The organism is Staphylococcus sp. HMSC061G12 (assembly GCF_001838465.1).
GTDB classification, from domain to species: Bacteria; Bacillota; Bacilli; order Staphylococcales; family Staphylococcaceae; genus Staphylococcus; species Staphylococcus simulans.
This window is the reverse complement of record NZ_KV837057.1, coordinates 122,728-137,532: the sequence shown is the minus strand read 5'-3', so window position 1 is coordinate 137,532 and position 14,805 is coordinate 122,728. Positions and strand designations below refer to the sequence as shown.

14 protein-coding genes are annotated in these 14,805 nt (G+C 32.7%); all 14 read left to right on the top strand.

Annotated elements, in window-relative coordinates; genetic code table 11:
* The first annotated feature begins 224 nt into the window (after positions 1-224).
* Positions 225-848 (top strand): transcriptional regulator CcpN, encoded by a 624-nt coding sequence (locus HMPREF2937_RS05115; RefSeq protein WP_081705407.1) that lies wholly within the window; start codon positions 225-227, stop codon positions 846-848.
* Between the two features lie 12 nt (positions 849-860).
* A complete protein-coding gene (locus HMPREF2937_RS05110; protein WP_070864153.1) occupies positions 861-1,685 on the top strand; it encodes a pyruvate, water dikinase regulatory protein in 825 nt (274 codons plus the stop codon).
* A gap of 114 nt (positions 1,686-1,799) precedes the next feature.
* Positions 1,800-3,572, top strand: coding sequence for a DNA primase (gene dnaG, locus HMPREF2937_RS05105; RefSeq protein WP_057510464.1), 1,773 nt, complete (start codon positions 1,800-1,802; stop codon positions 3,570-3,572).
* A gap of 76 nt (positions 3,573-3,648) precedes the next feature.
* On the top strand, positions 3,649-4,758 hold the full coding sequence (gene rpoD / locus HMPREF2937_RS05100) for an RNA polymerase sigma factor RpoD (protein WP_070864152.1): 1,110 nt from the start codon (positions 3,649-3,651) through the stop codon (positions 4,756-4,758).
* A gap of 125 nt (positions 4,759-4,883) precedes the next feature.
* Entirely contained in the window at positions 4,884-5,558 is a 675-nt protein-coding gene (locus HMPREF2937_RS05095) for a tRNA (adenine(22)-N(1))-methyltransferase (RefSeq protein ID WP_031262513.1), read from the top strand.
* Complete coding sequence (locus HMPREF2937_RS05090) at positions 5,555-6,649, top strand: Nif3-like dinuclear metal center hexameric protein (RefSeq protein WP_070864151.1); 1,095 nt, start codon at positions 5,555-5,557, stop codon at positions 6,647-6,649. The genes HMPREF2937_RS05095 and HMPREF2937_RS05090 overlap by 4 nt, the downstream gene beginning before the upstream one ends.
* 23 nt (positions 6,650-6,672) lie before the next feature.
* Positions 6,673-8,013, top strand: coding sequence for a DEAD/DEAH box helicase (locus HMPREF2937_RS05085; protein ID WP_070864150.1), 1,341 nt, complete (start codon positions 6,673-6,675; stop codon positions 8,011-8,013).
* Positions 8,014-8,029: 16 nt separating this feature from the next.
* On the top strand, positions 8,030-8,920 hold the full coding sequence (locus HMPREF2937_RS05080; protein ID WP_023015145.1) for a deoxyribonuclease IV: 891 nt from the start codon (positions 8,030-8,032) through the stop codon (positions 8,918-8,920).
* A gap of 127 nt (positions 8,921-9,047) precedes the next feature.
* Positions 9,048-9,818: a metal ABC transporter ATP-binding protein gene (locus HMPREF2937_RS05075; protein ID WP_002481051.1), complete on the top strand. Its 771-nt coding sequence runs from the start codon at positions 9,048-9,050 to the stop codon at positions 9,816-9,818.
* The gene (locus HMPREF2937_RS05070; protein ID WP_070864149.1) at positions 9,818-10,666 is read left to right on the top strand and encodes a metal ABC transporter permease; all 849 of its coding nucleotides are present in this window, start codon (positions 9,818-9,820) and stop codon (positions 10,664-10,666) included. The genes HMPREF2937_RS05075 and HMPREF2937_RS05070 overlap by 1 nt, the downstream gene beginning before the upstream one ends.
* Positions 10,667-11,074 (top strand): Fur family transcriptional regulator, encoded by a 408-nt coding sequence (locus tag HMPREF2937_RS05065; RefSeq protein WP_023015147.1) that lies wholly within the window; start codon positions 10,667-10,669, stop codon positions 11,072-11,074.
* Between the two features lie 179 nt (positions 11,075-11,253).
* On the top strand, positions 11,254-11,859 hold the full coding sequence (locus HMPREF2937_RS05060) for a superoxide dismutase (RefSeq protein ID WP_002481048.1): 606 nt from the start codon (positions 11,254-11,256) through the stop codon (positions 11,857-11,859).
* A gap of 202 nt (positions 11,860-12,061) precedes the next feature.
* Entirely contained in the window at positions 12,062-14,122 is a 2,061-nt protein-coding gene (locus tag HMPREF2937_RS05055) for a peptidoglycan D,D-transpeptidase FtsI family protein (protein WP_070848395.1), read from the top strand.
* Positions 14,123-14,260: 138 nt separating this feature from the next.
* Positions 14,261-14,803 (top strand): 5-formyltetrahydrofolate cyclo-ligase, encoded by a 543-nt coding sequence (locus HMPREF2937_RS05050; protein WP_070864148.1) that lies wholly within the window; start codon positions 14,261-14,263, stop codon positions 14,801-14,803.
* Positions 14,804-14,805 lie beyond the last annotated feature (2 nt).

The window sequence follows — 14,805 nt, the reverse complement described above, 5'->3', positions numbered from 1 at the left end:
TTGAAATTCGTAATAACCCGCGGTTCCACCCAAATTAGTGTAGACACTCGCTTAGATTATAAAAGTTGTTAGGCCAATTTAATTGTTAAGCTCGCACCATCCTTAACTCGCTTCAAACCTAATTCTAATGCATCCGAAAATTAAAGGCAAGTGTTTATATAGATTTGTAGACCAAAACAATTACAGTTATAATATAAATTGTAAGTGTGAAGGGGTGAAGACATATAGAACTGAGTAGTAGGCAAAGTGAAATTATCGAAATAGTAAAGCAAAATGGGCCGATTACCGGTGAAAAGATTGCCGAACAACTAAGTTTAACTAGAGCGACACTTAGACCTGATTTAGCTATTTTGACAATGTCTGGGTTTCTCGAAGCTAGACCTAGAGTAGGATACTTTTATTCTGGTAAATCAACAAATCAATTATTAACAGAAAAATTACGTCAATATGTTGTTAAAGACTATCAATCTTTGCCGATTGTCTTAAAAGGCGATACTTCTGTTTATGAGGCAATATGTACAATTTTTCTTGAAGACGTCAGCACGTTATTTATTGTGAATACAAATAATGATTTTGTTGGAGTTTGTTCAAGAAAAGACTTACTCAGAGCATCCATGATTGGCGAGGATATACATACGATGCCAGTCAGTGTTATCATGACACGTATGCCGAATTTAACACACGTTTTAGAAAATGATTTGGTCGTACTAGCTGCACAGCTTATGATTGAAAAAGAAATTGATTCTCTGCCGATAGTTCGTGGTAAAGATAATGGTAAGTTGGAAGTCATCGGGCGCATTTCAAAAACCACGATAACAAAATTATTTGTATCAATTTTCGATGAGTAGGAGTAGGATTTAATGCAAAAGATAAAAATAATAATTGCATCTGATTCGGTGGGAGAAACAGCCGAACAAGTTGCAAAAGCTTGTGTTTCTCAATTTAATTCGAAAAATTTCCAAAGTCAGATTGTACGTTATCCATATATTGAAACGTTAGAGAATGTTGATGAAGTTATGGAAGTTGCGAAAGAAAACGAAATGAATATTGTTGTTTTCACGCTTGTAAAACCTGACATTAAAGAATATATGGAACAGCAATTAGCCGAAAAAAATATAAAACATGTCGATATCATGGGACCATTAATGAATATTTTAATTGATGAAATCGATGAAAAACCATACTATGAACCAGGTATAGTGCATAAACTAGATGAAGCATACTTCAAAAAAATTGAAGCGATTGAATTTGCAGTTAAATATGATGATGGTAAAGATCCGAAAGGTTTACCTAAAGCTGATATTATATTAATTGGTATTTCACGTACTTCAAAAACACCTTTATCACAGTTTTTAGCACATAAGCGTTATAAGGTTATGAATATTCCAATCGTTCCTGAAATCAATCCGCCTGAAGGGTTATTTGAAGTAGATCCCAAAAAATGTATTGCATTAAAAATCAGTGAAGAAAAGTTGAATAAAATCCGTAAAGAAAGATTGAAACAACTCGGGCTTGGAGATTCAGCACGTTATGCTACAGGGCAACGTATTCAAGAAGAATTGGATTACTTTGATAAAATAGTTAATCGAATAGGCTGTCCTGTGATTGATGTATCAGACAAAGCTATAGAAGAAACAGCTAATGATATCATGTATATAATTGAACAAAATAAAATGAATAAGTAAGCCTAATACAATACGCTGGTGTTTTAAACTCAGCGTATTTCTTATTGAGCTAATAACTTTTATTTTTTATAGAAAATGATATAATAATAAGACTAATGTATACAGGTGGTTATGGTGAGAATAGAGCAATCAGTAATAAATGAAATAAAAGATAAAACAGATATTCTTGACCTTGTAAGTGAATATGTGAAATTAGAGAAAAGAGGGCGCAATTATATTGGTTTGTGTCCTTTTCATGATGAAAAAACACCTTCGTTTACTGTTTCGGAGGACAAACAAATTTGTCATTGTTTCGGTTGTAAAAAGGGCGGTAATGTTTTTCAATTTACTCAAGAGATAGAAGGTATTTCGTTTGTCGATGCTGTTAAAGCCCTTGGAGAAAGGGTAAATATAAAAGTAGATGTTGGACAAAATAATGAGCAAAACCAAATCGCTTCTGATGACTTAATGATGATTAAAATGCATGAACTTATGCAAGAATATTATCATTATGTACTGATGAAAACAGTGGAAGGGGAAGAGCCTTTAAAATATTTGAAGTCTAGAGGTTTCACTGAAGAACTGTTAAAAGACAGAAAAATCGGTTTTGCACCCGACAACTCTCACTTTTGTCATGATTTCTTGCAAAAGAAAGGTTATGATATTGAGCTAGCGTATGAAGCCGGTTTATTATCTCGCAATGAAGAAAACTTTAGTTATTATGATCGATTTAGAGATAGAATTATGTTTCCTTTGCATAATGCACAAGGACGAACTGTAGGTTATTCGGGAAGAACATACAAAAATCAAGAACCTAAATATTTAAACAGTCCGGAAACACCTATATTTCAAAAGAGACGACTTTTATACAACGTTGACAAAGCAAGACGTATTATACGTCAAAAAAATGAAATTATACTATTAGAAGGGTTTATGGATGTTATTAAAGCTGACAATGCTGGGGTTAAACAGGTTGTGGCAAGTATGGGAACACAAATTTCCCAAGAACACATAGCGTTCATCAAAAAACTAACATCAAATGTCACATTACTATTTGATGGCGATTTTGCAGGACAAGAAGCTACACTTAAAACTGGGCAGCACTTACTAGAGCAAGGTCTGAATGTTTTTGTTATTCAACTTCCTTCTAAAATGGATCCAGATGAGTATATTACTAAATATGGGGAAGATGCTTTTAAAAAATACGTGGAACATGAAAAACGTGCTTTTGTATTGTATAAAGTCAATTTATATAAAGACGAAATCGAAAATAACGACATGGCTTATGAACAATACCTTAAAGAGATAACGAACGATGTTTCATTAATGCAATCAGGGATTTTACAGAAAAAAGTATTGCAAGACGTTTCTGAATTGTTTAAAGTAAGTTTTGATAGTCTAAATAATGAAGTGTCAAGACATAACCAACATTCATTTCAACAAATACCTGCTGCAGTTCCAGAAGTTAAACAAAAAAAATATTCAAAACAAGAAGATGCTGAACGTAAACTATTAAAACATTTTATGTTTAATAAAGACATTTTTCTTGAACATAGCCAGCGTGTAGAAGCAGATGACTTTACAAATCAGCAATTTAAGCGTATATTTAATATTTTGCACGACTACTATGCTGAAAATGAATATTATAATCTGAGTACTGCATTATTATATAGTGATGAAGAAATAGATAGAGAAACTTTAATTGCATTAGACAATCTTTTACTCAATAACAATCCATATGAACATGAGATTGATGAGTATATTCAAATTATTGTTAGCAGTAGAGATGAAGAGACCTCTGAGTCATTAAACCAGAAGTTACGAGAGGCTACACGTATTGGTGATTCAGAACTGCAAAAGTATTATTTGCAAAAGATTGTCGCTTTAAATCAAAAACGAATGTATTAAAATTGTTAATATATATTTAAAGAGTTTTATTTAAGTAACGCATTGTGTGCTTATATTAATTTCGGGAGGCCTTTTTATGTCTGAAAACCAAGTGAAAGTAGTAAAAAAACAAACCATCGATCCGACATTAACTTTGGAAGATGTAAAAAAACAATTATTAGATAAAGGGAAAAAAGAAGGTCATTTAAGCCATGAAGAAGTAGCAGAAAAACTGCAAAACTTCGATATGGACTCTGATCAAATGGACGAGTTCTTTGAACAATTAAATGATAATGATATAAATCTTATTAATGAAAAAGACAGTTCTGATACAGACGAAAAACTTAATCCTAATGATTTAAGTGCACCTCCAGGTGTTAAAATCAACGACCCTGTGCGTATGTATTTAAAAGAAATCGGTCGTGTTGATTTATTAAACGCCCAAGAAGAAATTAAACTTGCAAAACGTATCGAACAAGGTGATGAAGTAGCTAAAGCAAGATTAGCAGAAGCAAACTTACGTTTAGTTGTCAGCATTGCTAAAAGATACGTAGGACGCGGTATGTTGTTCTTAGACCTTATCCAAGAAGGAAATATGGGCTTAATTAAAGCGGTAGAAAAATTCGACTTCAGTAAAGGATTCAAATTTTCTACGTATGCAACATGGTGGATTCGTCAAGCAATTACACGTGCTATTGCTGACCAAGCACGTACAATCAGAATTCCAGTACACATGGTCGAAACAATTAATAAATTGATTCGTGTTCAACGTCAATTACTACAAGATTTAGGTCGTGATCCAGCACCAGAAGAAATTGGTGAAGAGATGGATTTACCACCAGAAAAAGTACGTGAAATCTTAAAAATTGCACAAGAGCCTGTTTCTTTAGAAACACCAATTGGTGAAGAAGATGACAGTCACTTAGGAGATTTCATCGAAGACCAAGAAGTACAAAGCCCATCTGATCACGCAGCGTACGAGTTATTGAAAGAACAATTAGAAGATGTTTTAGATACACTAACTGATAGAGAAGAAAACGTATTAAGATTACGTTTCGGTCTTGATGATGGACGTACAAGAACACTTGAAGAAGTTGGTAAAGTATTCGGTGTTACAAGAGAACGAATTCGTCAAATCGAAGCTAAAGCACTTAGAAAGCTAAGACATCCAAGCCGTAGCAAACGCCTTAAAGACTTTATGGATTAATTAAGTAAAAATAGCGAGACAATGAGCTGATAATGTTTGGCTGACGAAGGCAAGGAATCATGTAAAGACCTACAGTCAATCGAATATCTTGCTTATTGTCTCGCTCTTTTATTAGAGGAGCCAAAGTGATGATTTTAAACCAACGACTTACTGCAGTGAGTAAATATATAACTGGTGATGTATTGGCAGATATTGGTTCAGACCATGCATATTTGCCAATCTATGCGATAGAAAACGAATTATGTACTTCTGCTATTGCTGGAGAAGTGGTAAAAGGACCATATCAAGCTGCTTTAGATAACGTTAAAAAATATAGCATGCAAAATAGGATTGATGTTAAACTGGGAGATGGATTAAATGTCCTAGAAAAAACAAATAACGTTAATACTATTACAATATGTGGAATGGGCGGCCCATTAATTGCAGAAATACTCCAAAATGGAAAAGAAAAGCTAATGAATCAACCACGTTTAGCGTTACAAAGTAATATTCAAACATCTACTTTAAGACGTACATTAATGCAATTGGATTACCATATTATTGATGAAGAGATTATGGAAGAAAAAGGCCATATTTATGAAATAGTTATTGCAGAATATGGTCATAAAGAATTAAAAGAAGTAGAGTTGAAATTCGGTCCGATTTTAATGAATTCTAAATCAGCTTTATTCATTAAAAAATGGAATAGAGAATTAGAAGCTTTAAAAAACATCCAATCTCACTTGGATAAGAACAAGCATCAAAGCCGCTTAGAAGAGATTAATCATGAGATCAAATTAATTCAAGAGGTGTTATCATGAAAACTTCAGAGTTACTAAATATTTTAAATCAGCATGTTCCTTTTTCTTCTGCTGAAAGTTGGGACAATGTTGGCTTATTAATCGGGGACAAACAACAAGAAATCACAGGTATACTGACGGCGTTAGATTGTACAATGGAAGTGGTAAATGAAGCAATAGAAAAAGACATTAATACAATTGTTGCACATCATCCACTTATCTTTAAAGGAGTTAAAAACATCAATGAACAAGGTTATGGCGCTATTATTCGTCGTTTGATACAAAACAATATCCAATTAATTGCCTTGCATACAAACTTAGATGTATATCGTCTTGGTGTCAATGCGATGCTATCAAAGCAAATTGGACTTACACATACTGAAATTTTAGAACCTCAACAAACAAATTATTATAAAGTCCAAGTGTTTATTCCTGAAGAAAATGTAGAGACATTTAAAAATAAAATGAATGATGAAGGTTTTGCATCTGAAGGTGATTATGAATACTGTTTCTTTTCTACTAAAGGTGCTGGTCAATTTAAACCTGTCGAGAATGCACATCCTCATATCGGTGAGTTGAATCAAATCGAAACAGTAGAAGAAGTAAAAGTTGAATTCATGATTCAAGAGTACGAACGTACAAAAGCAGAGGATTGTATTAATGTACTACATCCATATGAAACACCGGTATATGATTTTATTCCATTAACTAAATCGGTAAAACGCGGTTTAGGCATGATAGGACAATTACCAGAACAAACAACTTTAAAATCATTAGCTACGACTATTAAAAAACAATTAGATATACCAAGCGTCCGTTTCACTGGGAATCCAAACACAGTAATCTCAAAAGCGGCAATTATTGGTGGCTCTGGTATTGGTTATGAAAAATTCGCACATCAAAAAGGTGCAGATGTATTTATCACTGGTGATATTAAACATCATGATGCATTAGATGCTGAAACAGAAGGATATAACTTAATCGATATCAATCATTATAGTGAATATGTTATGAAAGAAGGTTTAAAATCATTACTTAAAGAATGGATTAGTAATGATAACCTTACTATTGAAGCTTCAACTTTAAATACAGATCCATTTAATTATGTATAAAAAACTAAAAAGGAGGGATTTTAATGGCCACACAACACCCATTTGAACAATTTGATTTAAGTCCACAACTTATAGATGCTGTAGCTGACTTGAATTTTAATCAGCCAACTGAAATCCAACAAAGAGTAATCCCTAAAATTATCAAAGGTCAAAATATTATCGGGCAATCACAAACGGGTACTGGGAAGTCTCATGCTTTCTTGTTACCATTAATGGAAAAAATTGATACTTCAATTCAAGAACCCCAAGCTATCGTCGTTGCACCAACTAGAGAATTAGCACAACAACTTTATAATGCAGCACATCATTTAGCACAATTTAAAGATGAAGTTAAAGTTACTTTATTTATTGGGGGAACTGATTTTGCACGTGACAAACAACGTTGTAACGTGCAACCTCAATTAGTCATTGGAACACCAACACGTATCAATGATTTATCAAAGGACGGCACATTACATGCACATTTAGCTCAGTATTTAGTTGTAGATGAAGCTGACTTAATGATTGATTTAGGTTTAATTGAAGACGTCGACCATATCGCAGCACGTTTAGATGACAGTGCACATATCGCTGTATTCAGCGCTACGATTCCAAAATCTCTACATCCGTTCTTAAATAAATATTTAAATCAACCAGAACTTATTGAAGTAGATAGTAAAACACAAAACAAGAAAAATATTGATTTTTACTTGATACCGACAAAAGGTTCATCAAAATTAGATAAAACTAAAGCTTTAATTGATATTATCAATCCATATCTATGCCTTATTTTCTGTAACAGCAGAGAAAATGCTGATGAATTAGCAGAATCATTAACTGCAGAAGGCTTAAAAATTGGTATGATTCATGGCGGATTAAGTCCTAGAGAAAGAAAACAACAAATGAAACGCATCCGCAACTTAGACTTTCAGTTTGTAATCGCAAGTGATTTAGCATCAAGAGGTATTGATATCGAAGGTGTCAGTCATGTAATTAACTATGATGTTCCTAAAGACATCGATTTCTTTACTCATCGTGTCGGCAGAACTGGTAGAGGCCAATATAAAGGTGAAGCATTTACTTTATATATGCCCGATGAAGAATATTTAATTGCTGAGATTGAGAAAAAAGGTTATAAATTCCAAGATGTTGATATAAAAAATGGTGAACTAAAAGAAATCAAAGCGCATAATACAAGACAAACACGTAAAAACAAAGATGATCACTTAACTACTCGAGTGAAACAACAAGTTAAGCGCGGTAATAAGAAAAAAGTAAAGCCAGGGTATAAGAAAAAGTTCAAGAGAGAATTAGAAAATTTAAAACGTCAAGAACGTAAGAAATACAGTAAACGTCAAAACAGACAACAAAGAAAAAATAAGTAAAGGTTAGGTGGACAGATTGTTAATTGGTTCTCATGTTCCGATGAATGGTAAAAAAATGCTGCTGGGTTCAGCAGAAGAAGCACATAGATTAGGCGAAAAAACATTTATGATTTATACAGGTGCACCTCAAAACACAAGAAGAAAAGATATCTCAGAACTAAATATTGAAGCCGGACACGAAGCAATGAAAGAATATGGTCTTTCTAATATCGTTGTACATGCACCTTATATTATTAATATTGCAAATACACAAAAACCCCATGTTTTTGATTTAGGTGTTGAATTTTTACAAAAAGAAATTGAACGTACCGAAGCAATCGGTGCAAAAGACATCGTCTTACACCCAGGTTCACACGTAGGAGCTGGTTCTGAAGCTGGCATTAAAAAAATTATTGAAGGTTTAAATGAAGTTCTAACAAATGAAAATGATGTCAGAATTGCATTAGAAACTATGGCTGGTAAAGGATCTGAAGTAGGTCGTACATTTGAAGAATTAGCACAAATTATAGATGGCGTAAATCATAACGAACGACTATCAATTTGCTTTGATACCTGCCACACACATGACGCAGGATATGATGTCAAAAATGATTTCGACGGTGTACTTGAGGAATTTGATAAAATAATTGGATTAGACAGAATTAAAGTACTTCATGTTAATGATAGTAAAAATGAAGTCGGTGCACATAAAGACCGTCACGAAAACATCGGTTTTGGTCATATCGGATTTGATGCATTGAATTATATTGTTCATCATGAAGTATTCGAAAACATTCCAAAAATTTTAGAAACACCTTTTGTAGGCGAAGATAAGAAAAATAAAAAACCACCATATAAACATGAGATTGAAATGTTGGAAAGTCAAACTTTCAATCCTGATATGAAGAATATCATTATGAGTGAATAATTCTATTAGAGTAATTATGTAATTAAAAGACAAAGCTTACTTTGTCTTTTAATTTTACATGCTCAATCGTAAGCATTACAATTTACATATTATTTATTCAAGGTTATATTTATAGCGAGGTGAAGATATGTCTACCCCAGTTTTTGAATTAAAAAATATAAATTACTATTTTGGAAACAAACAAGTACTGGAAAACATAAACATTAAAATATATAAAGGTGATTTCTTGGCAATTGTCGGACCGAATGGGGCAGGTAAATCTACATTATTAAAAATTATGCTAGGTTTATTTCCACTTCAAAGCGGTGAGATGTATATTGATGGCCAGAAATACCAACGAAAATTATCAGAGTTGAAAATCAGCTATGTATCTCAAAAAGCAAGAGCATTTAATTCAGGTTTTCCTGCTAGTGTAAAAGAAGTTGTTTTAAGTGGATTAACAAAACAAAAACACCTTTTTCAATGGTTTAATAAAAAGGATGTACAAAAAGTAAAAAACATCCTAAAACGCTTAAATATTGAACACTTATTAAACAAAAACATTGCTGAATTATCAGGTGGACAACAACAACGCGTGTTAATCGCAAGAGCATTGATTTCAGACCCATCAGTACTTATTTTAGACGAACCTACTAATGGTATTGATGCTAAACATGTCAGTGAGTTTTATCAAACTCTAGAGCAATTAAAAAATGAAGGTGTCACTATTATTTTAGTTACACACGATATCGGAGTTGTCGTGGATACTGCAACAAAAGTTGCTTGCTTAAATAGACATTTACATTTCCATGGTCCTGCACAAGAGTTTAAGTCGCTAGATCAAGTTGAAATATCAAAAATTTACGGCTATCCAATTAAATTTGTTGACCATCAACATGAAAGGGAGTGCTGTAACTAATGATTGAAGCATTAATGAATTTCGATTTTATGCGCTATTCTCTTTTAAGTGGTATCTTGATTGGGTTTATTGCACCATTTATTGGTGCATTTATCGTAGTACGCAGACTCTCTTTGATTGCTGACGCATTAAGTCATGTAACTTTAGGCGGTATTTCTTTCGGAATGTTTTTAACCACATTATCACCGATATTTATCTTTATAAATCCTATGTGGGGTGGCATATTGTTTGCGGTAGTCGGTGCACTTTTAATAGAAAAATTAAGAACATCTTATCAAAACTATCAAGAAATTGCGATACCGATTATTATGAGTGCAGGTATTGGCTTAAGTGCCATTTTTATTTCACTTGCAGACGGATTTAACCAAGAGTTAGTAGGTTTATTATTTGGATCAATCAGTGCTGTATCTTTAAGTGATATGATTACTGTTTTGACCATTGCTGTACTTGTAACACTTTTCATTATGTTATTTTATAAAGAACTCTTTATCCTTTCATTTGATGAAGAATATAGTAAAGTTATTGGTATACCAAGATGGATTCAATTCTTATTCATTATCATTGTAGCCATGGTTATTTCAGCATCTATGCGCGTAGTTGGTATTTTACTTGTAAGTGCATTGATGACTTTACCAGTGGCCATAGCAATGAGAATGACAAAAGGATTTAAACAATTAATCCTCTATAGTATTATCTTTGGAGAAGTATCTGTTATTGGTGGTTTAGTAATTGCTTTTTATTTAAATTTATCACCAGGTGGGGTTATTGTAGTATTATTAGTACTTATTTTAGTAGCTACAATGTTCACTCAGACTTTACGTACTAGGGTAAAAAAAGGAGATAGTTAAATGAATACGACTGATGCTATCAAATTATTAAAAGATAACGGTCATAAATATACAGATAAACGAAAAAAGATTATCGATATTTTCGTGAAGGAAAACAAATATGTAAGTGCGAAAACAATCCAACAAACTATGGATACTGCATATCCTGGAATATCTTTCGATACAATTTATAGAAATTTGTATTTGTTTAAAGATTTAGGAATTATCGAAAATACTGAACTAGATGGTGAAATGAAATTTAGAATTGCTTGTACACATCACCATCATCATCATTTCATTTGTGAAATTTGCGGAGACACGAAAGTAATTGACTACTGTCCGATGGACGCAATTAGGAAACAACTTCCTAATGTTACAATTCACACACACAAGCTTGAAGTTTATGGCATTTGTGAAAAATGTCAGTAACCATTAAATTTAGTAACTATATCAGTTTATAATGTTTAACTCCTTACTTTCAGGATAAACATATAGAGGAAAGAGTTCATATTAATTAGATACTTCATTATTTTATAAGCATAAAAATTGTAAGGTATCTAACGACTTGATATAGTAAATATGAAAACAATTTAGGAGGATGATTATTTATGGCTTTTGAATTACCAAATTTACCATATGAGTTTGATGCATTGGAACCACACATCGATAAAGAAACGATGGAAATTCACCATGACAAACACCATAACACTTATGTTACAAAATTAAACGCAGCAATCGAAGGAACTGATTTAGAAAACAAATCAATCGAAGAAATTGTTGCTAACTTAGATAGTGTACCATCTGACATCCAAACTGCAGTCCGTAATAATGGTGGTGGACACTTAAACCACTCATTATTCTGGCAAATCCTTTCACCTAACTCTGAAGAGAAAGGTACAGTAGTTGATAAAATTAAAGAACAATGGGGTTCTTTAGACGAATTCAAAGACGAATTTGCTAAAAAAGCTGCTGGACAATTTGGTTCAGGTTGGGCTTGGCTAGTAGTAGATAAAGACGGTAAATTAGAAATCGTTACTACAGCAAACCAAGACAACCCAATTACTGAAGGCAAAACTCCTATCCTAGGCTTAGACGTTTGGGAACATGCTTACTATCTTAAATATCAAAACAAACGTCCAGATTATATCAATGCATTCTGGAACGTTGTTAACTGGGAAAAAGTTGACGAGCTATACAACGCTGCAACTAAATAATCTTAATACCCACGAAAAGTTAAATTATAACTTTAACAGCAATTGGTTATCCAATTGCTGTTTTTTTATTGTTTCATTTGATTTTCACTTCTTTTACGAAGAAATCTTAAATTTATGTTTGGTTTTCTATGCAAATTATAGAAAAAAGTTCCGATTTCATATATCATTTGTTTAGAGAACTGTTGAATTGAGGTAGGTTGTATTGCTAAAAAGATTAAAGGAAAAAACGAATGATGAAAAAATCAGGAATCTGATGGATAAACGAATCGGATTCTTCTTCGGTCTCGTTGTCGTAGTATTTGTAATCATTGTTTTACGATTGGGTTACTTACAAATTGCACAAGGTTCTCATTACAAGCAACTCATTAAAAATGATGAAAATATTACGGTAAATGAATCTGTCCCAAGAGGAAGAATTTTAGATCGTAATGGTAAAATTCTTGTTGATAATGCTTCTAAAAAGTCTATTACATATACTAGAGGTAGAAAGACTTCACAAAAAGATATACTCAACGTAGCAGAACGCTTATCTAAATTAATAAAAATGGATACTGATCGTATTACCAAAAGAGATAAACAAGACTTCTGGATTCAATTACATCCTGATAAAGTTTCAGACATGATGAAAAAAGAAGATAAGATGCTTAGTGAAGGGAAAATTTCACAAGAACAGTACGATGAAGAATTGCATAATAAAATCAAGCAAAAACAACTTGATGATTTATCTGACAAAGACTTACAAGTATTAGCAATTTATCGTGAAATGATGTCAGGTTCAACACTAAATCCTCAAACTATTAAAAAGGATGATGTCAGCAATAAAGAATATGCTGCTGTGTCACAACAACTTTCAAAATTACCAGGTGTAAATACATCTATGGATTGGGATCGTAAATATCCTTATGGAGATGTACTCAGAGGTTTATTCGGAAGTGTTTCAACATCAGAAGAAGGTATACCAAAAGAACTAACTGATTACTATTTATCAAGAGGCTATTCAAGAAATGATAGAGTTGGTAAATCATATTTAGAGTATCAATATGAAAATGTATTACGTGGTAAAAAGAAAGAAATGAAATACACAACTGATAAATCAGGAGAAATAACGAATGCAGAAGTAGTTAATCCAGGTTCACGTGGAGATGATTTAGTACTTTCAATAGATATTGACTTACAAAAGAAAGTAGAAGAATCTTTAGAACATCAAATTAATAAACTTCGTGGTGAAGGTGCTAAGAACATGGATAATGCATTCATTGTAGTGCAAGATCCAAATAATGGAGATATCTTGGCTATGGCTGGTAAGCAAATTAAGCCAGATGGTTCCATGACAGATTATGATATTGGTAACTTTACTTCTCAATATACGGTTGGTTCATCTGTTAAAGGTGGAACTTTATTAGCAGGTTATCAAAACAAAGCCATACATGTAGGAGAACATATGATTGATGAACCTCTACATTTCCAAGGTGGGCTTACAAAACGTTCTTACTTCAACCAAAATGGAAAAGTAGATATTAACGATAAAGAGGCATTAATGCATTCATCAAACGTATATATGTTTAAAACAGCTTTAAAACTAGCGAAAGATCCATATCATTATAATATGGCATTACCAAACGATATTAGAGATGCAGGTCAAAAGTTACGTAAAGGACTAAATCAAGTAGGTTTGGGTGTTAAAACAGGAATTGACTTGCCTAATGAAGTTGCAGGTCAAATAGAGAAATTAGATTCAAACAGCGGTAACTACTTAGACCTTGCGATTGGTCAGTATGATACGTACTCTCCATTACAATTATCACAATATGTTTCTACGATTGCGAATAACGGTTATAGAATTACACCACACGTTGGTCTTGAAATCAGAAAAGCAACAGATAAAGATAGTTTAGGACCGGTTAAACATAAAATACGCGGTAATGTATTGAATCGTCTTAACAACTCACCTGATGAAATTAAACAAGTTCAAAAAGGGTTTGATATGGCATTTAATAAGGAACCAGGTACTGGATATAAGAGTTTCCATGACACAGTCGTACCATCTGCTGGTAAAACAGGAACAGCAGAAGTATTCCAAGACGGAAAGCCAAGAGTTAACTCAACTTATATCGGTTATGCTCCTAAAGATAATCCTAAATTAGCTTTCTCAATTGTCTATACTAATCAACCCGTTCCAGAACCATGGTTACAAGGTGGAGATTTAGGTCGCGACATTATCAATTATTATTTCGGTAAAGAAAAGAAATCATCAAAATCATAATTTTTCAGCTGATACTCACTCATCGAGTATCAGCTTTTTTGTTTCTATATACCTTCAAATATTAAGTCTAATGACACTTATGCAGATAAACGTTATAATGAAAATATTAATTCAAATAGAAAATATTGGGGTGTTATCATGAAAAAATCTGAACTTCGCAAACAAGTTTTGCAGAAGATGAAAAATATTAACAATCTCAACAAAGAAAAAGCTGATCAATGGTTAAAAGAACAATTATTAAAGACTGACGCTTTTAGAAACGCAAAAACGGTTGGCATTGTATTGTCTATGGAACATGAGGTTAATACATTTCCGATTATTAAAGAAATCATCAGTCAAGGAAAAATCCCTTTTGTACCAGCAACTGATTATGAAACTAAATGTATGACATTCCAAAGACTAAATGATTTAAACCAATTAAGCACGGATGAAAAAGGTATCCAATACGTTGATGCTGATACAGAGCGCACAAATTCATTAGATTTATTAATTGTACCAGGCGTTGTTTTTAACCAAGAAGGCTATAGAATCGGCTATGGTGGGGGTTATTTCGATAAGTTTTTAAATCAACATCGTACAGAAACAATAAGCCTAGTGTATGATACACAAATTGATAATACATTTAAACCAGAAGCACATGATGAAGTCGTTGAACGTCTGATCATTGCTAAAACTAGTTAAAC